This window comes from Lysinibacillus sp. FJAT-14222 (assembly GCF_001278875.1).
Classification (GTDB): Bacteria; Bacillota; Bacilli; order Bacillales_A; family Planococcaceae; genus Lysinibacillus; species Lysinibacillus agricola.
In genome coordinates, this window is record NZ_LIYL01000018.1 from 128,860 (window position 1) to 151,201 (window position 22,342).

Consider the following 22,342-nt stretch of genomic DNA (forward strand, 5'->3'; position numbering starts at 1 on the left):
GGATGTGGGAAGATGTATAGACCGATTTTGAAATTGCCAAAAACGAAATATGAAAAGATATGGGACTATATTGGTGCCGGGATTTTTGTGCTATCCATCCTTTATATTTTTGTAATGTGGGGCAAACTACCAGAGGAGATTCCAGGCCATTTTAATGGTGCAGGAGAAGTTGATCGTTGGGGTTCAAAAATGGAATTATTCATTCTTCCGTTTATCGGAATCTTTCTATGGATTTTGCTAGGATTACTTGAAAAAGCTCCCCATATGCATAATTACCCAGCACGCTTAAACGAAAGTAATGTAGAAGCATTTTATTTAAATAGCCGAAAAATATTAAATGAAGTAAAAAACTGCTGCCTAATTTTATTTGCAGCTATATCATTCCAAGTGGTACGTATTGCTCTTGGAGAGGCAGAGACTCTTGGTTGGTGGTTCCTGCCAATAGTGCTAATTGGAACAGCCATTCCGATTATTAAAGGTATAGTGGCGACTTCAAAAATAAAGTAGCTTAATAAGTTCTTAAACGCTTGAGAAAATGTTCGAGCGTTTTTTTGTACGAAAATTTCACTAAATCAGCTATACTATCAAAACCAAGAGAAAATTGTATTAATAATTAAAAGAGGTGTCAAAGCTATGCAAAAGAAATTTAAACTTAAGGATGGACTATCCATTGCAATTCAGAATCAACCGCAGGATTTGATACTAGAGGGGATTTCCCATTCAGGAGATGCACCATATGATCGTATTATTGTCTTTGTGTTTCATATTGATGAAATGGTAACGTTTTTACAAAATGCACTAAAGTCAAACAATCTCGTGGAACAGGGCTATTTATTTTTTGTTTATCCGAAAAAGGATAATAAGAAGTATGAACAGTTTATCCATCGCGATGAAATTTTCCCAGCTATTCAAGTGGACGAGGAAAAATACATTGTTGGCAGTGATTATAAATTTGCAAGTCTTATGTCGCTAGATGAGACATTTTCTATAGTAAGCATCAAGAGAGATGGTAAGGGACGCGGCAAGAAGAAGACAGCGAGTAGTCAGTGCGTTAGTGACTATGAAGGAATGGTTCCTCAATTGCGTGATTCACTTGCAGAAAATCCAGATGATTTAACACTTTATGATGGATTAACACCGGGGTATCAAAAGGATTGGGCTCGTTATATCTATAGTGCGAAGAAGGAAGAGACGCAAATAGCACGTTTAGAGGAGATGCGTGAAATTATTAGATTAGGCTACAAAACAAAGGAATTATACCGAAAGGCAAAGGCCGAGGGTCAAGCATAAATGACAAAGAGGCATATTGATTCCTTTTGCAGATGTCATATGGATGATGCTATATTCATTGAGCTAGTAGAACGGAAATCAGTTTCTTCTAATTTGGTTCATTGCCGAAAATTGGGTATGATATTTATTAAAACGCATGACATTTCAGTTGATTGGAGTGGAGGCTGGGGATCAGTGTCACAGATGAACCATGGGGCGAGCAACATCAGAACGGAAATCAGCCACACGTTATGGAATGAGTCTTCTAATTAATATAAATAGATCAACACATCAAGTAATAATTCTTTGTTGAAAAGAGGGTGGAGTATGAAAAACACATATATTGAACAAGTGGATGAAAAATGGCGGGAGGGTTTTGCCAAACTTGTGGATGTGGTAGAAAGTAACTTACCAGAGGGTTTTGAACAAAGCATGTATTATGACATGATAAGCTATGTTGTACCGTTCTCAACTTATCCGAAGGGCTATCATGTCACACCAAATACTCCCTTGCCCTTTATAAGTCTTGCTGCACAAAAACGTCATATTGCAGTGTACCATATGGGTATTTACGCAGATCAAGCGTTACTCTCATGGTTCCAAGAGGAATATGCGAAGCGAGTACCGACAAAGCTTAATATGGGGAAAAGCTGTATTCGTTTTACAAGCACTAAAAATATTCCGTATGAGTTAATTGGAGAGCTTGTTTCGAAGATGACGCCAGCACAATGGATTACAAAATATGAAGGGGAGTTAAATAAATGAAAAGTGCCACTACATTTTTAATGTTTCAGGGACAAGCTAATGAAGCTATTCAGCAATATCAACAATGGTTTTCAGAATTACAGGTGGAAAGCTTAACTTATATGGAAAACTCACAACAAGTTGCGATGGCTGTTCTTCATTTAAAGGGTTTGAAAATGATGGTGAATGATAGTGTAATACAGCATAACTTTACGTTTACACCATCAACTTCTATTTTTGTGGAATGTGAGTCTGAAGAAGAAATCGACAGTCTAGTTGCTCAAATTTTAGAGGGCGGACAGGCGTTAATGCCACTTGATAATTATGGATTTTCTAAGAAATTTGCCTGGATCCAGGATCGTTTCGGTGTGTCATGGCAACTAACGTATAATTAAATTTAGGGATAAATGAATATGCCTCATCGCCAAAAGTAAGGGATGACATTTGTTAAAACATATGCCATGTATATAAGTTGATTGGAGTGAAGGCTGGACGCCCCAGGAAAGCGCCCAGTCGGAATGGAAATCAACCTCACGTTATGGAGATGAGCCATTGACATGAATAAACGGATGGAATAAGCTCTTATGCCACTAGAGGATGATACAAAAATCCGATGCAATAAGGCTTGATCATGTTAAAAGGAGAATAGCATATGGCAGTTACTTTAGTGAGACACGAAATAAAATATGCTGAAGCCATGCATGCGCTGTCTTCCGTCCCACAGGTTCGAGATGCACTAGGGTTACCTGCTGGCAAAGTGGAAGATACGATTAACTTTATTAAACGTGAATGTGTGGATGAAGAAGCTGGAAAGACAGTTCCTCGTGTTGTCTTAGATGAGGAAGGACAATTTATTGGTGTGACAGCATTAATGTTTATAGATCACAATAAAAAGAGCTGTCATGTTGGCTCGTGGCTAGGATATGAATTTTGGGGAAAAGGCTATAATCTTGAATCAAAAATTGCAATTTTAGATATAGCATTTTTTGAGTTAGGGTTAGAGCGTGTTTTTGCAGGAGCTAGAAAGGTTAATATCCGTTCACAAAAGGCTCAGGAGAAGTTGTCTTTTATTCAATTAGGAGTAGAAAATGATTTTCCGCAGGAGCATTCATGGTTAGAGGTTAAAGAAAAGCAGCCATGTGTTTTAAATGTTTTTGAGCGCGAAGATTTTGTTCGATACCGTACAGCCTTAAAAAAAGTAGAAGGTGTGAGGGAAGACTATTTACCACAACTATTATTAGCTGATGAAAGTGAAGAAGCTGTTCGAAAATATTTAAATGACGGTGAATTATACGAGATAAAATGTGGTGAGCAGTTAGCAGGTGTAGCGTTACTTCTTGCACAGTCTGATACGACAGTAGAGTTAAAAAATATTGCGATTGTACCGAAGTATCAAGGCAAAGGGCTGGGGAAGGAAGCAATAAATCAAATAACAACAATTTGTCTATCTCAAGGTTATAAAACGATAATAGTTGGAACTGCAAATTCTAGTATTGATAATATTGCTTTCTATCAAAAAGCAGGTTTTCGTATGGAAGCAATTGAAAAAGATTTTTTCAGTAATTACCCAGAGCCAATCTATGAAAATGGAATTCGTGCACTAGATATGATTTTCTTTTCAAAGGCATTGTAAAATAATATAGACATAAAGAAATACCCGTCCAACTTTGAGTTGTGCGGGTATTTTTATTCGCCAAGCAACAATGCCATCAACTTTTCTTTCGAATGTAAAAAATCATCTAGAGTATAGCGATCTAGGACGGCTAAATAGGCTTGTAGTGCTTCGTATAATACGCCTTTCAGCTGGCATTCTGGTGCAATTTTACATAGATTATTTTCTTTATCAAAGCATTCGACAAGATGAAAATCCTCTTCTGTATGACGTACTATTTCACCAATTGTAATAGTTTTTGGATCAATTGCTAAACGTATACCGCCACCTCGACCACGAATGGTTTCGATGTAACCAAGTAGTCCGAGCTGATGAGTCACCTTCATTAAATGATTTTTCGATATATTATACGCATCTGAAATTTCTTGGATAGTTGATAATTGGCCGTCTTCCTTCGCACCCAAATATATGAGTGTTCGAAGAGAATAATCTGTGTATAAAGTTAAGCGCATAAGAACACCCTACTTTCTATAGTTCAAAATAAGTATAGCATTTTTACTTTGAAGTATTAAAAATTCAATACTTTTTTAAAGATGTATTTGAAATACATTAATTATGTCCATTTTGTTAAAGATGTATTTTATATATTGCTTTAAAAAATTGAAAGCGTTATATTGTAATCACGAAAGGGTGGTAAGCGATATGTTAAAACAAGAAACAGTACAAATTATTAAAGCGACAGTTCCAGTATTAGAAGTTCATGGTGTAGAGATTACTAAAACGTTTTACAAAAATATGTTTCAAGCTCATCCAGAATTATTGAATATTTTTAACCATACAAACCAAGAAAAAGGTCGTCAGCAAACAGCGTTAGCAAACACAGTTTATGCTGCTGCAGTTCATATTGAAAATTTAGAAGCTATTTTACCGGCGGTGATGTTAATTGCTCATAAACACCGTAGTTTAGGTATTTTACCTGAGCACTATCCAATTGTTGGAGAATACTTATTAAAAGCAATTAAAGAAGTGCTTGGTGATGCAGCAACAGATGACATCATTAATGCTTGGGCTGAAACATATGGCGTAATTGCAGATATCTTTATTCAAGTAGAAGAAGAGCTATATCAAAAAGCAGAGGGTAGTGGCGGATGGCGCTTATTTAAACCATTGAAAGTGGCGAAAAAAGTAGTAGAAAGTGATCTTGTTACATCTATTTACTTTGAAAATGAAGATGGTTCCCCTCTACCAGCATATGAGCCAGGTCAATATATCAGTATCCGTGTGAAAGTACCAGGCGAAGAGTATTTAATGAACCGTCAATATACACTTTCACAAGCAAGTGCAGAAGACGGCTATCGCATTTCAGTAAAACGTGAAAGCGATCATACACCGAATGGTAAAGTTTCGAACTTTGTTCACGACGTATTACAAGTTGGAGATTTAGTGGATGTAAGTGTACCAGCAGGGCTATTTGTTTTAGAAGAAGCTTCTGCTCCAATTACGTTTGTAAGCGGTGGTATTGGTGTAACGCCATTAAACAGTATGCTACAATCACTAGAAGCTAATGCGGCAAATGAAGTGAGCTTTATCCAGTGTGCGCGCAATGAAAAAGTTGTAACATTTAGCGATGATATTCAAGAGAAAGTGAATGCACTTCCAAATGCATCTTACACAGCGTTATATTCAGATGAAGACAAGCTAATTACAAAAGAATTATTAGCTGAAAAAGTTGCCAATGATGCAGATGTTTACGTATGTGGACCTGTTGGCTTTATGGAAGCGGTCATTGAAAATTTACATGAAATTGGCGTAAAAGACGAAAAAATTCATTATGAATTCTTTGGACCAGCAATGCAATTAACAAAATAAATAAATATATGACCCCTTGTTATAAGAAGCAGCTTTCTGCACTTGTAGCAGGGGGTTTTTGTGTGCATTGGTATGAAAAAGTCATTAGATTTTAAATAGTTAAAAAAAAGTAATTGAATTCATAGTAAAATTAGTGGTAATATATCCTATAAGAATACTATGGTATCGGAAGGGGAATGATGGATGGGTCAAATGGTTATTACGGGACTTATTTGTGGAGCTTTACTTGGATTTGTTATGCAACGTGGTCGTTTTTGCTTAACTGGCGGATTCCGCGATATGTATTTGACAAAAGATAACCGTATGTTTTACGCATTACTGATTGCGATAGCAATTCAAAGTGTTGGTGTATATACGTTAATTAGTTTAAAGGTATTTGAATTCAATGCTGGTTCTTTACCAATCGTAGCTGTTATCGTTGGTTCATTTATTTTTGGAATTGGCATTATTTTAGCTGGTGGTTGTGCAACAGGTACTTGGTATCGGGCAGGAGAAGGTTTAATTGGCAGTTGGATTGCATTAGCTGGTTATATGCTTGTAGCAGCAATGATGAAATCAGGCGTATTGTTGCCATTGGATATGGCTATTAAAGAAACGAGCATTGAAACTAATTCTATTGCCGAGACAATTGGCGTAAACAACTGGTTGATTATAACGATTTTTGTAGTAGCTGTTGCATTTATCGTTTACCGTGAGCTAAAGAAGCCACGATTGAAAATCCCGGGGTTAAAGCCGAAAAAAACGGGATTAGCACATATTTTATTTGAAAAACGTTGGAATCCATTTATAACTGCAACAATTATTGGTGTGATTGCAACTTTAGCATGGCCATTAAGTGTTGCTACTGGTCGTATAGGTGGGTTAGGAATTACAACACCTTCTGCTAATATTTTGCAATTTTTGGTGACAGGAGAAATTAGCTTTATCAACTGGGGTGTTTTCCTAGTACTAGGAATTTTCTTAGGGTCATTATTCGCAGCAAAAATGAGTGGCGAATTTAGATTCCGTATCCCTGATACAAAAACGGCGATTAACAGCTTTTATGGTGGACTTATGATGGGGTTCGGCGCAGGTTTAGCAGGGGGTTGCTCAATTGGTAATGGATTGGTGATGACAGCAATGATGACTTGGCAAGGTTGGATTTCATTAGGGTTTATGATTTTAGGTACATGGACAGCATCTTACTTTGTATTCGTTCGGCCAAGTAAAAAAGCTAAGCAAGCTGCACAAGTAATAACAGCGTAAAAAAGGAGTGTTTTCATATGAAAAAAATATTAGAAGTAATGGGGATGGTTTGTCCATTTCCTTTAGTAGAAGCAAAAGAAGCTATAAAAGACTTACATTCAGGCGATGAATTAGAAGTGCAATTTGATTGCACACAAGGTACAGAATCCATTCCTCGTTGGGCTGCTGAAGAAGGGCACGAGGTAACAGAGTATGAACAAGTTGGTGAAGCCGCTTGGACAATTACTATTAAAAAGAAATAAGCCTTCATAGCAATGTGCTATAAAGTATATTTAAGCGAGAAATTCGATGATAGAATCGTCGAATTTCTCGCTTTTTTTGTAACTGAAAGATAAGAAGATGAGGATAACAACTTGAAAGTGACGGATAAAACGTAGTTACAAGAGGGAAATAACATTGTAACGACGTTTAAGAAAAATTCGAGCTTTCATGTTGACAACATACCTAATGGGGTATATTATGAATCACGTAAGCAAGTTCAATCGATCGTTTTGAAAGGAGGCATGAACAGTATGGCTTACGGTACAAAAACAGCTAATCGAGTGAAGCGGATAGAAGGTCAATTACGTGGTGTTTTGCGCATGATGGAAGAAGAAAAAAACTGTAAAGATGTGATTACACAGCTATCTGCCGTGCGTTCTGCGGTTGATCGAACTATTGGAGTGATCGTTAGTGAAAATTTATTGGATTGTGTAACGACAGCTGAAGGGGATGCTGAAAAAATGAATACGGCCATCCAAGATGCGATGGATTTAGTCGTGAAAAGCAGATAAATTTTATATACCCTGAATAGTATGTGGGAGGAGGCGGTGTTACTTGGGAACGTGGATTATACTTGCTGTTGTGATAGCATTTTTCGTTTGGCGAATGAAGCCAACGAAAGGGGTGCAGTCAATATCGGCGGCACAATTGAAAAATATTTTGAATGATAAGGATAAAGTTTTTATCGATGTGCGGACACCAGCAGAGTACAAGGGTCGTAATATCCCGCAATTTAAAAACATTCCGCTTGGTTCAAGTTTTGATAAATTACCGAAAGATAAAGAGATAGTGGTCATTTGTCAAAGTGGAATGCGCAGTAGTCAGGCTTGTAAGCAATTAAAAAAACAAGGATTTGAGCGTGTAACAAATGTCCGTGGTGGTATGAGCGCATATTAGGAGGAAAATAGAATGAAGGCAATTTCAGCAAAGGAAGTACAACAGGCTTTAGAGCAAGGCCAGGCATTAAATTTAATCGACGTACGCGAAGTAGACGAAGTGGAGTCTGGACATATTCCGGGTATTATTCATATTCCACTAGGCTTACTTGAATTTCGTATGCATGAGCTAAATAAAAATGAACCATATGTAATGGTCTGTCGATCAGGTGGTCGCAGTGGTAGTGCTACTCAATTTTTAGAAAGCCAAGGCTTCGATGTATCCAATATGGTCGGTGGCATGCTCGCTTGGGAAGGTGAAGTAAAGTAAGAAAATGTAGGGGGCCTGTACAGCTTACTATATTTTTTAGTAAAAATAATACCCATATAGGTATAAGGAGGGAGTTATGAGTATGAAGGTAGATTTTCAGCTAGATGCCAAGGGGCTTTCTTGTCCTATGCCGATTGTGAAAACGAAAAAGGCGATGGCGGAGTTGGTAGATGGTCAAATTTTAGAAGTATCAGCGACAGATAAGGGTTCAAAGGCGGATATTGCTGCATGGGCTGAAACTGTCGGGCACCAATACATTGGGACAGTGGAAGAAGAAAGTGTGCTTAAGCATTATATTCGTAAATGTTCAAACGAAATGTTGGATGAAAAAACGTTTGAACAAACAATCGAGTTAGAGGAAGTCGCAGAAAGAGAAGGTCTTATTCTCGATGTGCGTGAGGAGGCAGAGTTTGCTTTCGGTCATATCGAGGGAGCAAAGTCCATACCGATGGGTGAGCTAGAATCACGTCTTTCTGAGCTTGATAAAGAGCAAGAGATTTATGTTATTTGCCGAACAGGGAAGCGTAGTGATTTAGCTGCACAGAAGCTTGCAGCACATGGTTTTACAAAGGTACTTAACGTTCTGCCAGGTATGACATCCTGGACAGGAGATTTAACAAAAAACATTTAGGAGGAATTAATTTATGTCAAATAAAGTAGCGATAATCGCAAGTAACGGTGGTCTTTTCGATGCGTATAAGGTGTTCAACATTGCAACAGCAGCGGCAGCTTCTGAGAAGGAGGTAGCCATCTTCTTCACATTCGAGGGGTTGAATTTAATTCATAAACAAGGGATGCATGCATTACCTATGCCTGCTGGAGCAGAGCATTTTGCAGAAGGCTTTGCCAAAGCCAATGTACCTGCAATTCCGCAATTAGTGGAAATGGCACAGGAATTAGGTGTGAAATTTATCGCGTGTCAAATGACGATGGATGTAATGGGTTTAACGACAGATGATTTTATTGAAGGTATCGAGGTTGGGGGAGCTGTGACGTTTTTAGAGTTTGCTAAAGATGCAGCACCGTCATTAACATTCTAACTAATTTGTAACTATACAAGCGGAGAGGGCAGTCCTTTCCGCTAAAAAAATAAACGAAATAATACCTGAGGGGGTAATCGGATTGTCAATCCTAAAATGGAGCGCAGCACAAGTAGCGAAAAAAGTAATTAATAATGAAGAATTATTTATTTTAGATGTTCGAAATGCAGATGCTTTCGAAGATTGGAAAATTGATGGGCACAAATTTGAGTACCTTAATATTCCGTATTTTGAGCTTTTAGATGGTGTCGAAGACATTTTACCGAAGATTCCAGCTGATAAAGATGTCTTAGTTGTTTGTGCAAAAGAAGGATCATCGATGATGGTAGCTGAGATGTTATCGGAAACAGGACGTACGGTGGCTTATTTAGAAGGTGGAATGAAAACGTGGAGTGAATATTTAGAACCGATTAAAGTAGGAGATTTAGCAGGTGGTGGTGAGCTTTATCAATTTGTACGTTTAGGAAAGGGCTGCCTTTCTTATATGGTCATCTCTGAGGGTGAAGCCGCTATTATCGATGCTGTGCGTTTTACAGACGCATTCACAAGCTTTGCCGAAGATAAAAACGTGAAAATTAAATATGTTTTCGATACACATTTGCACGCTGATCATATATCTGGTGGACGCCATATCGCAGCTGCAGCTGGTGCAACGTATTATTTACCACCAAAAGATGCGGAAGAGGTTGTGTTTGACTATACACCTTTAATTGATGGAACAACTGTACAAATTGGTGCCTCGAAAATTGACGTAGGAGCGATTTATTCACCTGGTCATACAATTGGTTCAACGTCATTCGTTGTGGACAACAAGTATTTGTTAACTGGAGATATTTTATTTATTGATTCAATTGGGCGCCCGGATTTAGCTGGTCTTGCAGAAGATTGGGTTGGTGATTTACGCGAAACACTTTACAAACGATACAGAGAGTTATCGGATGAACTAATTGTTTTGCCAGCTCATTTTATGATTATTGATGAACTAAATGAAGATGGAACTGTTGCCAAACGTCTTGGACAATTGTTTGCGGAAAATCACGGCTTAAATATTGAGGATGAAGTTAATTTCCGTAGCATTGTAACAGATAATTTACCTCCGCAGCCAAATGCATATCAAGAAATTCGTCAAGTAAATATGGGTAAGATTACACCTGCGCAAGATGAGCAAACAGAGATGGAAATTGGTCCGAACCGTTGTGCAGTTCGATAGTTTGTTTTATCCCGCATCCGTAAAAGTCCGATTGGTGAAAATTTATAATTAGTAAGGGATGAAGGAAAACCCATTAATAAGATGCTGAAATGCAATGAGTACGCATGCATGCTTGTAGCGTGTAAATACCGCGAAGCGAAGGCGCTCATTCTTCGCAGAGTCATGAAAAAACAAATAGAACCGGCAAAATCGCTTACAACGTTTGCTGTTTCAAAGGAGAAAAATATGAAATCAAACTTACAACTAGATGCAAAGGGCTTGTCTTGCCCAATGCCTATAGTGAAGACAAAAAAAGCTATAGATACATTAATTTCAGGTGAAATTTTAGAGGTTCAAGTAACAGATAAGGGAGCTCTTGCAGATATCCCTGCTTGGGCAAAAGCTGGTGGTCATACAATTTTAGACAAATCTGAAGACGCTGGTGTCATTACATTCTTTATTCAAAAAGCTTAAGGCAGGTGAGGGTTGTCTCTTCTATTTGAAGTTATGAACAACCCTCCTTTCATTTGTGATTAGTGGAAATGACAATGCCCTTAAGGCGTAAGTGACCGGAAAGAAGGAAAAAAGATGGATTTAGCATGGATCATTACAATATTTTTGATTGGCTTTGTAGGTTCGTATGTATCGGGAATGCTAGGAATCGGCGGATCGATTATAAAATATCCAATGTTATTATATATCCCGCCTTTACTTGGTTTTGCAGCATTTTCAGCACATGAAGTGTCGGGTATTAGTGCAGTACAAGTGTTTTTTGCCTCAATTGCAGGGGTATGGGCATATCGTAAAGGTGGTTATTTAAATAAATCACTGATTATTTATATGGGTGGTGCCATATTAGTAGGAAGCTTCGTCGGTAGTTATGGCTCCAAATTTTTATCTGAAGAGGGAGTTAACATCGTTTATGGTGTATTGGCGTTGATTGCCGCAGTGATGATGTTTATTCCTAAGAAGCAAATTGACGACAAGCCGTTGGATGAGGTAACGTTCAATAAACCGCTAGCGGCTATATTAGCGTTCATTGTTGGTATTGGGTCGGGGATTGTTGGGGCAGCTGGTGGTTTCTTGTTAGTGCCTATAATGCTAGTAGTATTAGGTATACCTACACGTATGACAATTGCTACAAGCCTTGCTATTACCTTTATATCCTCGATAGGTGGGACAATTGGAAAATTGATGACGGGACAAGTTGATTATTATCCTGCATTAATTATGATTGTAGCTAGCTTAATAGCAGCTCCACTAGGTGCAAAAGCAGGAAAAAAATTAAATACAAAAGTTTTACAAGCTATTTTAGCAGTGCTCATTTTAGCAACTGCCATTAAAATTTGGATGGATATATTGTAGGAGGCAGTAGAAAATGAAAATAGAGATCTTCTCAGATTTTACATGTCCGTTTTGCTACATTGGCAAAAGAGAATTGGAACGTGCCATTGACTTGGCAGGCTATTCAGGGCAGGTAGAGATTGAATTCAAAGCATATCAAATTGGTCCAGATACGCCAAAGAAAGATGCACCAACTTTATATGAGGGTATGGCCGCGAAATTTGACTCCACGATAGAAGAAGTAAAGGAAATGACTAAAGGTATAGCAATGCGGGCCGAAGAGGTTGGCTTGCATTACAATTTTGAAGACATGAAAACAGCTCATACTGAAAAAGCTCATCGATTGGCAAAATGGACAAAGTTGTTTGGTAAAGAGTCAGCCTATACGGAAGCACTTATGAGTGGCTATTTTACAGAAGGAAAAGACTTAAATGATGAGGAATTTTTATTGAAAGTCATTGGAAATCTGGACTTAGATGTTGAAATAGCAAAGGGTGTTATTGCATCAAAGGACTTCAGTGAAGTTTTGAACAAAGATCGATATGATGCCCAACAGCTAGGTGTACAAAGTGTTCCGTTCTTTGTTTTTGAAAATCGTTACGGTATTAAAGGGGCAGAGCCAAATGAGGTTTTCGTACGAACTTTACATCAAGCTGCAGAGATAGCAGGCATTCAACCATTGAAGTTGGAGGGGAATGGTGAAGCTACTTGTGCTGATGGTGAATGTAAATTATAAGAGAACGCTAAAATGCCGAGTACAGTACTGTACTCGGCATTTTTTAGGAAGTTATACATACTACAACAGGTATTAAGTAGTGTTTATTGTGTTGTAGAACAATAGTTATTACATAATTTATCCATTTTTATCATCTGAAGGGTTCTGTTTGCGCGAGTTGTGAGAAAAATCACATCGAAAAATATGATATTTTGCTAAAATATAGGTGATTATACAAAGGGGGGTATTATAGATGAAACCTATAGTAGCAGGAGTAGCGGGGACAGTACTGTTAGTAGGCACACTTTTTGTGGGGGCAGTTATTAGCGACAAAATTTTAGGTGATGCTAACGGAGAAAGCAAAGAGACCGCAGTACAGACGAAAATACCAACAACAGCAGCTGCTCAGTCAGTTGTCTATGCACCGCCAAGTATTGAAGAAGTACCGGATGGACCTATGAAGGAAGCGATATTATACGGCTATGAGCTTGTAAATAATACACATGTTGCTGCAGAAGAATATGTTGGGAATCAATTGTCTTGCACAAGCTGTCATGCTGGGGCAGGCTATGATGAGCAAGTTTCGTCATTAGTTGGTGTTATGGCGAATTATCCGCAATATATTGCGCGCTCAGGTGATATTGTAACTATTGAAGAGCGTATTAATGGTTGTATGGTTCGCAGTATGAACGGTAAAAAATTTGACATGAGTAGCGAAGAGTTAGAGGCGATGGTCTCATACTTCGCCTATATTTCAGAAGGTGTACCTATTGGGGCAGAACGTGAATGGGTAGGTACAAGTACTATGAAAAATGTCCCTATACCAGATGTTACGAACGGTGAAGAATTATATGCACAGTCTTGTATCACTTGTCACGCAGTTGATGGCTCTGGTATGGGTGCTAATACAGGTCCAGCATTATGGGGTGAAAAATCATTTAATGATGGAGCGGGTATGGCACGTATGTCAAAAATGGCTGGCTACATTAAAAACAACATGCCAATCGGTGCAGCTGGTACTTTGACTGATCAAGATGCCGCTGATTTAGCAGCCTTTATTTTATCGCAGGATCGACCTGAGTGGGCAAATCATGATAAAGATTGGCCAAAAGGTGGACGTCCAAATGATATTATGAATAAAGAAAAACGTGAACAAGTTAAAAATGGCACAATAGATTGGGAGAAAGTGCTTTCCACGAATTAAAATGAAGAGGGATGCTGCAAAATAACGGCATCCCTTTCGTGTTATTTAAAATTGTAGGCCGTGACAATTTTATCTCTATTAGTTGTTGCATCTGTGAAATATTCATATAAGCAAATACCGAGGAAGGAGCCGGCAACATTAAAGACATTAGAGAAACCGTTATTCTGAAGGGCAATTACAGCATTGTAGCTTCGCTGACCCGAACGGCAATGTACATAAACTGGTCTATCTTGTGGAATCTCGTCCAAACGTTCACGGAGCTCACTTAACGGAATATTATGCGCATGGATGAGATGACCAGCCTCGAATTCATTTCTTTCTCGCACATCTAAGAAATAGGCGTTATTTTCAACGAGACCTCTCACCTCGTCAACCTTTACCTGTTTGTAATGACCATATAATTGGTTTTGAGCAACGAGTGCAGCTAAATTAACTATGTCACGAGCGGTGCTAAACATTGGAGAATACGATAGCTCTAGCTCTTTTAAGTCTTCTAATGTGCCACCCATTGTTATCATAGTTGCAATAACATCGATGCGCTTGTCGGCATTACCTTTTCCAATTGCCTGCGCTCCAAGAATCTTTCCGGTTGGCACTTCGAAAACAAGCTTAAAATGAAGTGGATTACTATTTGGCATTAAACCAACCTTGTCTGGTGCGATCAAATACACGCTTTTTGCTTGCAATCCATGTGCAAGTGCTGTTTTTTCATTTAAACCCGTTGTGGCACACGTGAAATCAAAAATTTGCACGCTTGAAGAGCCGATAACTCCTTTATTTTGTTGAGGTATATTGTACATATGATTAGCTGCTGCTCGTGCTTGCCGCTGCGCTGGACCTGCTAGTGCCAGGCGCGTTTGTTTATGGGTTAGCTGATGAAATACTTCGATGGCATCGCCCACAGCGTAAATAGAAGGATCTGATGTTACATAATTAGCATCAACTTGAATGCCACCAAGTTCACCTATTGCCAATCCAGCTTCTTTCGCTAAAGAGGTTTCAGGACGAACGCCGATTGCTAATACGACTGCCTGTGCCTTTAATTTTTTACCAGAATTCAATTCTACATAATCAGCTGCAACCTTAGCTAGACCGTCATTGACAATGACATTAACTCCTTTATCCATCATTTCTTTGTGTAATATTTGGGCCATATCATAATCAAATGGCATCATGATTTGTTGACTGAATTCAACGAGTGAGACATTAAAGCCGGCAAGCTGTAAATTTTCTGCAACCTCTACACCTATAAATCCGCCACCGATAACAGCGATATCCTGTATGTCATCACTCTGTATATAACGATTTAAGCGGTCAATATCCACGACATTACGAACGGTAAAAACGTGTGAAGAATGAACGCCATCCAAGTTTGGAACAATTGGACTTGCACCAGGAGATAACACTAACGCATCGTAGCTTTCTTCATACGCAGTGTCAGTGGTTAAATCCTTTACAGTAATGGTTTTTCCTTTTCGGTTAATATGTAAAACTTCTTGATTAACACGAGCTTCAATATTGTATTTTGTTTGAAAGGTTTGTGGTGTCATTAAGATTAACTTATCGCTGTTATCAACAATTCCACTTAGATGAAATGGTAAAGAACAATTTGAAAATGAAACGTTCGGTCCTTTTTCAAACATTATAATCTCAGCTTGTTCATCGAGACGACGAATACGTGCAGCGGTCGAGGCGCCGCCCGCGACACCACCAACTACTAAAAATTTTTTACTCATGTGTAAGCACATCCTTTTCTAGTTATATACATACAGGGGTATGTTGTGGATAAAACAACAGCTTTCTAGTGTTAATAATGAATGGGATTGTGGATAATTATTGCTTTAAATAGATAATATACCCCTAAAGGTATTTTATCAACAGAAATTACTGAGTAAAAATCATTTTAAGTGGATAAATACGAAAAAAGTAAACAAATAGACAATATTTTGGGGATAACAGTCGGAACGAAAATCACCCCCACGTTATGGTGATGAGCCTTAGATTTGTTATACTAGCAGTATTAGGAAGTAGCATCGGGGGTGACGCTGTTGATTTTTTTGAAATTTTTAATCCAAATCATTGTCGTATCAGGGATTATTTATTTTGTAAGTGGTCGATTAATTGGCTCAAGCATTAATTTTGTTCGTAGGGTACTTTCTGTCGTCATTAGTGTGACGCTGACGTCCTTTGTTTACTGGTATTCATATTTGCGCCATACAGATTATTTATCTGAAACGGTGATGCAAACAGTGACAGAGGTCAGTACACTTATTTGGATTGGAAGCATGCTGCTAATTTCTATGCTGCTTTATCTTGTTTTTGAGCTTTTCGATCCGAGTGGTATTGCAGCTGGAGATCGTCGTAATGGCCAAAAAAATTTATTGTTGCGCCTTCGTAGCTACTGGCGGCAGCAAAAGCGCTTGCGTCAGGTGTTAAAAATAGCTGTGACAAATGGTGTTGTTCAAACAATTAAATACGCAAGACAACGAGAAAATGAAAAGGAGCTTGCTATTGCTTTAAGGGCTACTTTGGAGCAATGTGGTGGGATTTTCATTAAATTTGGGCAGGTACTTTCTACACGTAAAGAACTGTTTTCACCCATCTTTATTGAGGAGTTAGAGAGGCTACAGCATAATGTGAAGCCTTTAGCGTCAGAGCAAGTAACTCAAATTTTAGAAAGTTCACTACCAAAGCCTATGAATGAACTATTTGCAAGTTTTCAAATGGAGCCTATTGCGGCAGCATCTATTGGACAAGTACATAAGGCGCGATTAAAGAATTATGATGAAGCCGTGGTGAAGCTACTGCGTCCAGAAGTAAAGGGGATAATGCGCGACGATCTCGATATTTTAGAGGAATTTGCCAATTGGCTTACGAGCAAGTCTACATGGGCTGAGTCACTGGGCTTTCGAGAGCTTGCTAGAGGATTTGCAGATGGATTACGCGAGGAAATTCATTTAGATATTGAGGTTCGGAATACATTGCAGGTGACAAATGCCCTTGCCAAAAGCGACTATAAAGTACGGATTCCTAAAATCTATACAGAATATTGTGATGAAAATATTATTGTCATGGAATATGTACGGGGGAAAAGCGTTGCAAATGCTGCGGCTGAATTTAATCGTTTAGAAATTGATCGTAGGCAGTTTGCACGGACTGTTTTATATTCCTTCTTCGAGCAAATGCTTTTTTCAGGTATATTTCATGCAGATCCACATCCGGGAAATATTCATATTGATGAGACGGATGGCACACCGATACTGCTTGATTTTGGGGCTGTTGGCCGTTTGGGAGCTACGCAACAAGAGGGCTTGAAGTTATTTTTAATGGGGATTCAGCTAAATGATTCAAGTATTTTATATGATGGCTTAACGCTATTGGTTGAAAATGCTGATCATGCAGAACGTGCAAGGATGGAGCAAGCAATTGATCAAATTCTGTTGAAAATTTCTTACGTGGATCGAATTCCAACAGAAGAATTAATACATGCGTTATTTACGGTTGTTCGTGATTTTGGTCTTGCATTCTATCCTGCAGTAGGTTTAGCGCTACGTTCATTAGTAACATTGGATGGGACATTACGGGTAATCGATCCACGTTTTGATATTTTTATGGAAGCGAAAGATTTTTCATCCACGTATATGCGAGCATCCTTCCTGAAGCCATTTAAAGAACCGATGGCAACAAAGGAACGCTTGCAAGAAGAATTATCGATGCTTATTCCGACATTACGCAAAATGCCAAGACGAGTTGACCAGCTTATTCAACGGGTGGAGAGCGGAAAAATTATTTTACATCACGATGTTTTTTCGGATGAGCATAATGCTCGTTTTATTACAAATCTGTTTTCCCGTTTTGTTTTGCTTCTCGTTGGTATTACCTTTGGCATTATTTCTGTAGCACTTTTAGCAATCTCACAGTTTATTCATGACTCGTATGCTGTTTACTTAAATACAGCTGCATACTTAGGATTATTTTTATGCGCCATTCTTTTAGTGCGGCTTTCTATTCAAGCGTTACGTTCTATGAAGTAATAGGTAGGGGAAATGTTCCCTTACCTTTTTTTTATTTTCAAAACCTTCTCGAGAAATATTACAAAAACATTACAAATTAGAGAATGGGTCTAACGGGAAAATAGTGAAAGTAGTTATTTTGTAGAAAAGAATAGTATTTTAGAGAATAATTCAGAAATTACGTGAATGTTACAAGAATATTTCGAGTTTTACTAAACGATTAAAAAGTTGTGAAATAGTATAAAAGTTATGCTAATAATGCTAAACTTTAAAAGGCTGATACAGATATAAGAAAATACAAAAGAATCGTTCAAGTGATTACATTAAAAAACCAAGAGCGAAATTGACTAATGAAGGGAAAGAAGTTAACGTGGGTAAACGCAATAAATGGCGTAAGTCGATGGTGCTAGCATTAGCACTAGCTGGCGGCTTATTATTTAATACAGTTCAACCAACAGAAGTGCACGCAGAAGAAACATCTCAACAAATGATAGATAAGAAAGCTAAAATAGATACAGAGGTTAAAAAGCTACAAGAAGAATTAACTAATTTACAAAAAGAAATCGATGAAAAAGTAAAAGTATTTAACAAAGTACAAGCAGATATTAAAGAAGTTGATACAAATATTGTAGATACTAAAAAACGTATTGAGCAACGTTCAACAATTTTAAGTGAACGTATGGCTGCATACCAAGCGCAAGATAACACTGTAGGTATTTATTTAAGTGCTGTTCTTGAATCGAAAAGCTTTGCAGATTTAATGGATCGTGTCGTAGCGGTAAAAACATTAATGGATGCTGACCAAGAATTAGTAGATCAGCAAGAAGCAGATAAGGCTAACTTAGAGAAACAAAAAGCAATATTAGATGAAAAACAAAAAGAGCTTCAAAAGCAATTCCAAGAGCTTCAACAAAAGGAAAGCGAAATGGAAGTGAAAAAAGCTGAAAACGAAGCAAAATCGCTTGCATTAAAAGCACAAATTGCAACGAAACAAGAAGAAGAACGTTTAGAAGCAGAACGTAAAGCAGCAGAGGAAGAAGCAGCTCGTTTACGTGCACTTCAAGCAGCTACTCCAGTTGTACAAGCAACAAACAACAATGGTGACAATGGTAATACAAATAATACAAATAATACAAATAATACAAATAATACAAATAATGCTAGTAACAATGGTAATGATGCTAACAATGTGAAATCACAAAAAATCGTTGTTGGATCAGGCACAGGCACTGCATCTTCAGGTGATGCTATTTCAACGGCTAAGCAATTCCTAGGCCGTAGCTATGTTTGGGGCGGCAGTAACCCATCAACAGGATTTGACTGCTCGGGTCTTGTACAATGGTCTTACAGCCAAGCAGGTGTATCTTTACCACGTACAGCATCACAACAATATTTAGCAACACAACGTATTTCAGCAAGCGAAGCACGTGTAGGTGACTTAGTATTCTTCAGCTATGGTTCAGGCGTAGCGCATGTAGGTATTTACTTAGGTAACAACACGATGATCGATGCTCAAAATAATGGTGTTGTTATTGAATCACTTGATTGGTGGAACCAATATTTAGTAGGCTTCGGTCGTATTCAATAAGTCTTACTATTATATAGACGATTTAAATAACGAAAAGGTCATCTTTGTAAAGAAAAAATACAAAGATGACCTTTTTATTATTGGAAGCCAAACATAGTGCTATATTTTAAAATTCAGCTTGATAATACCTGTTTCTTTTAATGCAATAAAGAAAATAATGACAAAAGGTCCTGCAAGTAAACCGATCACACCAAATAGCTGAAGACCAATAAACATTGCAATTAATGTAGGTAAAGTTGATAAACCGATATGCTCCCCCATTAATTTAGGCTCGACTACTCGACGAATAATGAGTAAAATAGCAGCTAGGATGAATAATTTTACAGCAATAGATATATTTCCAACCAATAGGTAATAAAGACCCCATGGCGCCAAAATGATAATGGAACCGAGGAAAGGAATAACATCAATTAACCATATAATGATTGTCATCGTTATTGCGTATTTTGGCTGGATTAATAGAAGGCCAATAAGTGTGACGCCTCCAATTATAAAGCTAACGAGTAAATGTGCCTTCATATAGCCGAAAATAGCACCTTTTAAACGATTTAAGACAATCTTTAATTTGTTGGCAGTGCTAGGCTTTAAATATTTATAAGTAATTTGTTTTAATTTGGGCAAATCTAGCATAAATAAAAATAGAGCAATCATATAAACGAGAAGACTGATAAATAGCCTTGGAATTTCTGAAAAGAAGGCTGTAACTTTGGTATAATTGAAAATGTTTAAAAAGGATTCTTCAATTTTCTTTATGAAATCCATTGTTGTATTTTGAAGCGAGGTACTTACTTCAGGTGGAAAGTCTTCAGTGTATTTGGAAATGTTTTCTTGCATACTAAGCCACATTTCTGATAGTTTTGAAATATAATAGGGAGCTTGCTTTGAAATTAAAATTATTTGCGACATAAGTTGTGTAATAGTGAAGTAACAAATAATTGAAATTAAGATAACGCTCACTATGTAAATAAAAGCGACTGCAACTTTACGAGACATTTTCCATCGCCGTTTAAAGAAATTAACAATGGGCTCTAAAAAAAATGCACTAACACCTGCTAATATTATGGGAACGGAAACCGGGATAATAAAATATGCAACTACGATTAAAGAAATAATCATAATTAATCTAAAAATCAGTCTCCTAGTATTAAATTTATTCATAGACTCTCCTTCTTTACGCAAATTAAATTAAGTGTACCATAAAAAATTATAATAATATTACGTTCTGAAACAATAAAGGTAGGGATGAATCATGGAAAAAGAGATTATGCAACTTTTTAGTAATTTAACAGAGCGTGACCGCGATATTCAATACGAATCTTACGAAGAATTGATGAAGATTATGCAGGAACCAGTTGATTGGACATATGCAGTTTGGGAACAGCTTGTTCAAGCTCTTACATACAAAAATGGACATGTGCGTGCAAGTGCTGCGCAATTTTTATGCGCGCTCGCAGCAAAAAGTGATCCAGAAGAAAGAGTATTAGAGGACTTCTTAAAGATTTGGGTAGTGACGTATGATGAAAAAACAGTAACTTCAAGGCATACTTTGCAGGCAATTTGGAAAATAGGTATAGCGGGGCAGGTACAAAGAGATTTAGTCGTTTCATATTTGGCAAAAAGGTTCCAAACATGCTTAGACGAAAAGCATCCGACATTAATACGCTATGATATTATTGTATCCTTTAAAAAGCTATTCGATGAAACCAATGACCCGAAACTACTAGAAATTGCGGAGCGTTTAATTGAAGAAGAACAAGATGTTAAATACAAAAAGAAATATAAGAAAGCCATCCATTAAAGGTCATGGAATGGCTATTTTTTTGTGCAAATTTTTTCGGTAATAGAGTATGAAAAAATAAAACGATTTGATCTATGAAGAATGACAGATTCATGTGCGAGTAGAAGGAATACCCTCAGGGGCAGTGAAAATACCCGCATGCGTAAGGGAAAATACCTACATGATTTTTATCCATCGTATTTGTTTATTCCAAACTCCACAGCTATTTTTTCCTATCAATCTATGATAAACTGCTTTATAAGTGAATAATTCTTGCAGAATAAAGGTGCTGAACTATAGCATAATCGGGAATTCGGTGAAAAACCAAAGCTGTTTCCGCAACTGTAAGTACAGGAATCATATGATAAACCACTGTCGAATATCAGATGGGAAGGTTTTTATAATCCACAACAAGTTTGAATGTAGTGAACTGTACAAGCCAGGAGACCGACCTTTATTTGAACGTATAAATACTCTTCGGAAGCTAGGAGAATATGCGGCAAATACATAGGCTATGTTGTGCTATATAATAGACATTATTTATGTTATTTTCGTCGTTTCCTAGGGGTAGGAACGACGTTTTTTTATGCACACTTATTGAAATTTTAGGACAAGTCTAAGAAGGGTATTTATCTGTAGCGAAAGCGAAGCGACAGCTACAATTACGCCAAGGCGCAATTGATAAAGTAAGAGTTTTTCATGAAGGAAAGCGGGGACTTAGATTTGAAAAAAGATGCACGTTATTCTTGTTATCCATTTATGCGTGAAAAGGCATCAACAGTTGATTTTGAAATTCGAACTGATAGCCTTACAACACATATTGGCGTCGCTTTGGCAGCAGTGAAAAAAGAGACGGTAGAGTTAGTAGCGGATGATTTACTAGTTATTTTGCCAATGGCTTACCATGTAAATGGCTCAGTCCGAGGTAAGTTAGCGGTAACTGAAGATGATTTGACTTGGCTAAGTGATCGCTATGATTTTTATGTTAGTTATGTGAAGGAGGAAATACAAAACTTTGTATTACCTCAAGGAACGGAGGCTGCTGCTACATTACATTTATGCCGTAGTGAGGCGAAAAAATCATATCGCGCTTTGCACAAAGTATCTGAAGAACGAGAAGTACCAACTATTCTCTTTGATTATTTAGGATTACTAGCCAATGTATTTTTTGTAATGGCAGTTTATATGAATCAACACGCTGGTATTGCTGAAATACCGTTTCTTAGTAAGTCATACCCAATGAAAAAGAAAAAGGAGAATAAATGA

At 37.6% G+C, this 22,342-nt stretch carries 25 protein-coding genes and 1 riboswitch; of the genes, 22 read left to right on the forward strand and 3 right to left on the reverse strand.

Annotated elements, in window-relative coordinates; all coding sequences use genetic code 11:
* The first annotated feature begins 12 nt into the window (after positions 1–12).
* The 5 genes from AN161_RS08415 (at position 13) to AN161_RS08435 (ending at position 3,646) form a co-directional block, all read left to right on the forward strand.
* Positions 13–507, forward strand: a complete 495-nt coding sequence (locus AN161_RS08415; RefSeq protein ID WP_053593909.1) for a DUF1648 domain-containing protein — start codon at positions 13–15, stop codon at positions 505–507.
* A gap of 126 nt (positions 508–633) precedes the next feature.
* Positions 634–1,290, forward strand: a complete 657-nt coding sequence (locus AN161_RS08420; RefSeq protein ID WP_053593910.1) for a YdeI/OmpD-associated family protein — start codon at positions 634–636, stop codon at positions 1,288–1,290.
* 306 nt (positions 1,291–1,596) lie between these two features.
* Entirely contained in the window at positions 1,597–2,034 is a 438-nt protein-coding gene (locus AN161_RS08425; RefSeq protein WP_053593911.1) for a DUF1801 domain-containing protein, read from the forward strand.
* Complete coding sequence (locus AN161_RS08430; RefSeq protein ID WP_053593912.1) at positions 2,031–2,408, forward strand: VOC family protein; 378 nt, start codon at positions 2,031–2,033, stop codon at positions 2,406–2,408. Before AN161_RS08425 ends, AN161_RS08430 begins: the two co-directional genes overlap by 4 nt.
* A 257-nt stretch (positions 2,409–2,665) precedes the next feature.
* On the forward strand, positions 2,666–3,646 hold the full coding sequence (locus AN161_RS08435) for a GNAT family N-acetyltransferase (protein ID WP_053593913.1): 981 nt from the start codon (positions 2,666–2,668) through the stop codon (positions 3,644–3,646).
* A gap of 53 nt (positions 3,647–3,699) precedes the next feature.
* Here AN161_RS08435 and AN161_RS08440 read toward each other — a convergent pair whose 3' ends face one another.
* A complete protein-coding gene (locus AN161_RS08440) occupies positions 3,700–4,137 on the reverse strand; it encodes an Rrf2 family transcriptional regulator (protein WP_049663205.1) in 438 nt (145 codons plus the stop codon).
* A 190-nt stretch (positions 4,138–4,327) separates the two neighbouring features.
* Between AN161_RS08440 and hmpA the strand changes: the two genes are divergently transcribed.
* From hmpA to AN161_RS08505, 13 genes are all read left to right on the forward strand, one after another.
* On the forward strand, positions 4,328–5,494 hold the full coding sequence (gene hmpA, locus AN161_RS08445) for an NO-inducible flavohemoprotein (RefSeq protein ID WP_053593914.1): 1,167 nt from the start codon (positions 4,328–4,330) through the stop codon (positions 5,492–5,494).
* A gap of 183 nt (positions 5,495–5,677) precedes the next feature.
* A complete protein-coding gene (locus AN161_RS08450) occupies positions 5,678–6,739 on the forward strand; it encodes a YeeE/YedE family protein (RefSeq protein WP_053593915.1) in 1,062 nt (353 codons plus the stop codon).
* 17 nt (positions 6,740–6,756) lie between these two features.
* Complete coding sequence (locus tag AN161_RS08455) at positions 6,757–6,981, forward strand: sulfurtransferase TusA family protein (protein WP_053593916.1); 225 nt, start codon at positions 6,757–6,759, stop codon at positions 6,979–6,981.
* 270 nt (positions 6,982–7,251) lie between these two features.
* Positions 7,252–7,512, forward strand: coding sequence for a metal-sensitive transcriptional regulator (locus tag AN161_RS08460; RefSeq protein ID WP_053593917.1), 261 nt, complete (start codon positions 7,252–7,254; stop codon positions 7,510–7,512).
* Positions 7,513–7,555: 43 nt separating this feature from the next.
* Positions 7,556–7,897, forward strand: a complete 342-nt coding sequence (locus tag AN161_RS08465) for a rhodanese-like domain-containing protein (protein WP_053593918.1) — start codon at positions 7,556–7,558, stop codon at positions 7,895–7,897.
* A 12-nt stretch (positions 7,898–7,909) separates the two neighbouring features.
* Entirely contained in the window at positions 7,910–8,206 is a 297-nt protein-coding gene (locus AN161_RS08470; RefSeq protein ID WP_053593919.1) for a rhodanese-like domain-containing protein, read from the forward strand.
* Positions 8,207–8,288: 82 nt separating this feature from the next.
* The gene (locus AN161_RS08475) at positions 8,289–8,837 is read left to right on the forward strand and encodes a sulfurtransferase TusA family protein (RefSeq protein WP_053593920.1); all 549 of its coding nucleotides are present in this window, start codon (positions 8,289–8,291) and stop codon (positions 8,835–8,837) included.
* A gap of 13 nt (positions 8,838–8,850) precedes the next feature.
* On the forward strand, positions 8,851–9,246 hold the full coding sequence (locus tag AN161_RS08480) for a DsrE/DsrF/DrsH-like family protein (RefSeq protein WP_053593921.1): 396 nt from the start codon (positions 8,851–8,853) through the stop codon (positions 9,244–9,246).
* A gap of 82 nt (positions 9,247–9,328) precedes the next feature.
* The gene (locus AN161_RS08485; protein ID WP_053593922.1) at positions 9,329–10,456 is read left to right on the forward strand and encodes an MBL fold metallo-hydrolase; all 1,128 of its coding nucleotides are present in this window, start codon (positions 9,329–9,331) and stop codon (positions 10,454–10,456) included.
* A gap of 225 nt (positions 10,457–10,681) precedes the next feature.
* Complete coding sequence (locus tag AN161_RS08490; protein WP_053594036.1) at positions 10,682–10,909, forward strand: sulfurtransferase TusA family protein; 228 nt, start codon at positions 10,682–10,684, stop codon at positions 10,907–10,909.
* 114 nt (positions 10,910–11,023) lie between these two features.
* The gene (locus AN161_RS08495; protein WP_053593923.1) at positions 11,024–11,800 is read left to right on the forward strand and encodes a sulfite exporter TauE/SafE family protein; all 777 of its coding nucleotides are present in this window, start codon (positions 11,024–11,026) and stop codon (positions 11,798–11,800) included.
* Positions 11,801–11,813: 13 nt separating this feature from the next.
* On the forward strand, positions 11,814–12,515 hold the full coding sequence (locus AN161_RS08500; RefSeq protein WP_053593924.1) for a DsbA family oxidoreductase: 702 nt from the start codon (positions 11,814–11,816) through the stop codon (positions 12,513–12,515).
* A gap of 232 nt (positions 12,516–12,747) precedes the next feature.
* On the forward strand, positions 12,748–13,698 hold the full coding sequence (locus AN161_RS08505; RefSeq protein ID WP_053593925.1) for a c-type cytochrome: 951 nt from the start codon (positions 12,748–12,750) through the stop codon (positions 13,696–13,698).
* 41 nt (positions 13,699–13,739) lie between these two features.
* On the opposite strand, the gene AN161_RS08510 is transcribed toward AN161_RS08505, so the two are convergent.
* Positions 13,740–15,434 (reverse strand): FAD-dependent oxidoreductase, encoded by a 1,695-nt coding sequence (locus tag AN161_RS08510; protein ID WP_053593926.1) that lies wholly within the window; start codon positions 15,432–15,434, stop codon positions 13,740–13,742.
* A gap of 312 nt (positions 15,435–15,746) precedes the next feature.
* Here AN161_RS08510 and AN161_RS08515 point away from each other — a divergent pair, with 312 nt between their 5' ends.
* Both AN161_RS08515 and AN161_RS08520 read left to right on the forward strand, forming a co-directional pair.
* Entirely contained in the window at positions 15,747–17,732 is a 1,986-nt protein-coding gene (locus AN161_RS08515; protein WP_053593927.1) for an AarF/UbiB family protein, read from the forward strand.
* Positions 17,733–18,081: 349 nt separating this feature from the next.
* Entirely contained in the window at positions 18,082–19,299 is a 1,218-nt protein-coding gene (locus tag AN161_RS08520) for an NlpC/P60 family protein (RefSeq protein ID WP_277815931.1), read from the forward strand.
* 99 nt (positions 19,300–19,398) lie between these two features.
* Here AN161_RS08520 and ytvI read toward each other — a convergent pair whose 3' ends face one another.
* Entirely contained in the window at positions 19,399–20,457 is a 1,059-nt protein-coding gene (gene ytvI / locus AN161_RS08525; protein ID WP_053593928.1) for a sporulation integral membrane protein YtvI, read from the reverse strand.
* A 91-nt stretch (positions 20,458–20,548) separates the two neighbouring features.
* Between ytvI and AN161_RS08530 the strand changes: the two genes are divergently transcribed.
* A complete protein-coding gene (locus AN161_RS08530) occupies positions 20,549–21,097 on the forward strand; it encodes a hypothetical protein (protein ID WP_053593929.1) in 549 nt (182 codons plus the stop codon).
* Positions 21,098–21,343: 246 nt separating this feature from the next.
* Positions 21,344–21,547: riboswitch (cobalamin riboswitch) on the forward strand.
* A gap of 252 nt (positions 21,548–21,799) precedes the next feature.
* Entirely contained in the window at positions 21,800–22,342 is a 543-nt protein-coding gene (locus AN161_RS08535; protein ID WP_053594038.1) for a hypothetical protein, read from the forward strand.

What these genes read in the sequence shown, in the direction of transcription:
- AN161_RS08415 (WP_053593909.1), top strand. Translation starts at nt 13, where the DNA reads ATGTATAGACCGATTTTGAAATTGCCAAAAACGAAATATGAAAAGATA.
- AN161_RS08420 (WP_053593910.1), top strand. Translation starts at nt 634, where the DNA reads ATGCAAAAGAAATTTAAACTTAAGGATGGACTATCCATTGCAATTCAG.
- AN161_RS08425 (WP_053593911.1), top strand. Translation starts at nt 1,597, where the DNA reads ATGAAAAACACATATATTGAACAAGTGGATGAAAAATGGCGGGAGGGT.
- AN161_RS08430 (WP_053593912.1), top strand. Translation starts at nt 2,031, where the DNA reads ATGAAAAGTGCCACTACATTTTTAATGTTTCAGGGACAAGCTAATGAA.
- AN161_RS08435 (WP_053593913.1), top strand. Translation starts at nt 2,666, where the DNA reads ATGGCAGTTACTTTAGTGAGACACGAAATAAAATATGCTGAAGCCATG.
- AN161_RS08440 (WP_049663205.1), bottom strand. Translation starts at nt 4,137, where the DNA reads ATGCGCTTAACTTTATACACAGATTATTCTCTTCGAACACTCATATAT.
- hmpA (WP_053593914.1), top strand. Translation starts at nt 4,328, where the DNA reads ATGTTAAAACAAGAAACAGTACAAATTATTAAAGCGACAGTTCCAGTA.
- AN161_RS08450 (WP_053593915.1), top strand. Translation starts at nt 5,678, where the DNA reads ATGGGTCAAATGGTTATTACGGGACTTATTTGTGGAGCTTTACTTGGA.
- AN161_RS08455 (WP_053593916.1), top strand. Translation starts at nt 6,757, where the DNA reads ATGAAAAAAATATTAGAAGTAATGGGGATGGTTTGTCCATTTCCTTTA.
- AN161_RS08460 (WP_053593917.1), top strand. Translation starts at nt 7,252, where the DNA reads ATGGCTTACGGTACAAAAACAGCTAATCGAGTGAAGCGGATAGAAGGT.
- AN161_RS08470 (WP_053593919.1), top strand. Translation starts at nt 7,910, where the DNA reads ATGAAGGCAATTTCAGCAAAGGAAGTACAACAGGCTTTAGAGCAAGGC.
- AN161_RS08475 (WP_053593920.1), top strand. Translation starts at nt 8,289, where the DNA reads ATGAAGGTAGATTTTCAGCTAGATGCCAAGGGGCTTTCTTGTCCTATG.
- AN161_RS08480 (WP_053593921.1), top strand. Translation starts at nt 8,851, where the DNA reads ATGTCAAATAAAGTAGCGATAATCGCAAGTAACGGTGGTCTTTTCGAT.
- AN161_RS08490 (WP_053594036.1), top strand. Translation starts at nt 10,682, where the DNA reads ATGAAATCAAACTTACAACTAGATGCAAAGGGCTTGTCTTGCCCAATG.
- AN161_RS08495 (WP_053593923.1), top strand. Translation starts at nt 11,024, where the DNA reads ATGGATTTAGCATGGATCATTACAATATTTTTGATTGGCTTTGTAGGT.
- AN161_RS08500 (WP_053593924.1), top strand. Translation starts at nt 11,814, where the DNA reads ATGAAAATAGAGATCTTCTCAGATTTTACATGTCCGTTTTGCTACATT.
- AN161_RS08505 (WP_053593925.1), top strand. Translation starts at nt 12,748, where the DNA reads ATGAAACCTATAGTAGCAGGAGTAGCGGGGACAGTACTGTTAGTAGGC.
- AN161_RS08510 (WP_053593926.1), bottom strand. Translation starts at nt 15,434, where the DNA reads ATGAGTAAAAAATTTTTAGTAGTTGGTGGTGTCGCGGGCGGCGCCTCG.
- ytvI (WP_053593928.1), bottom strand. Translation starts at nt 20,457, where the DNA reads ATGAATAAATTTAATACTAGGAGACTGATTTTTAGATTAATTATGATT.
- AN161_RS08530 (WP_053593929.1), top strand. Translation starts at nt 20,549, where the DNA reads ATGGAAAAAGAGATTATGCAACTTTTTAGTAATTTAACAGAGCGTGAC.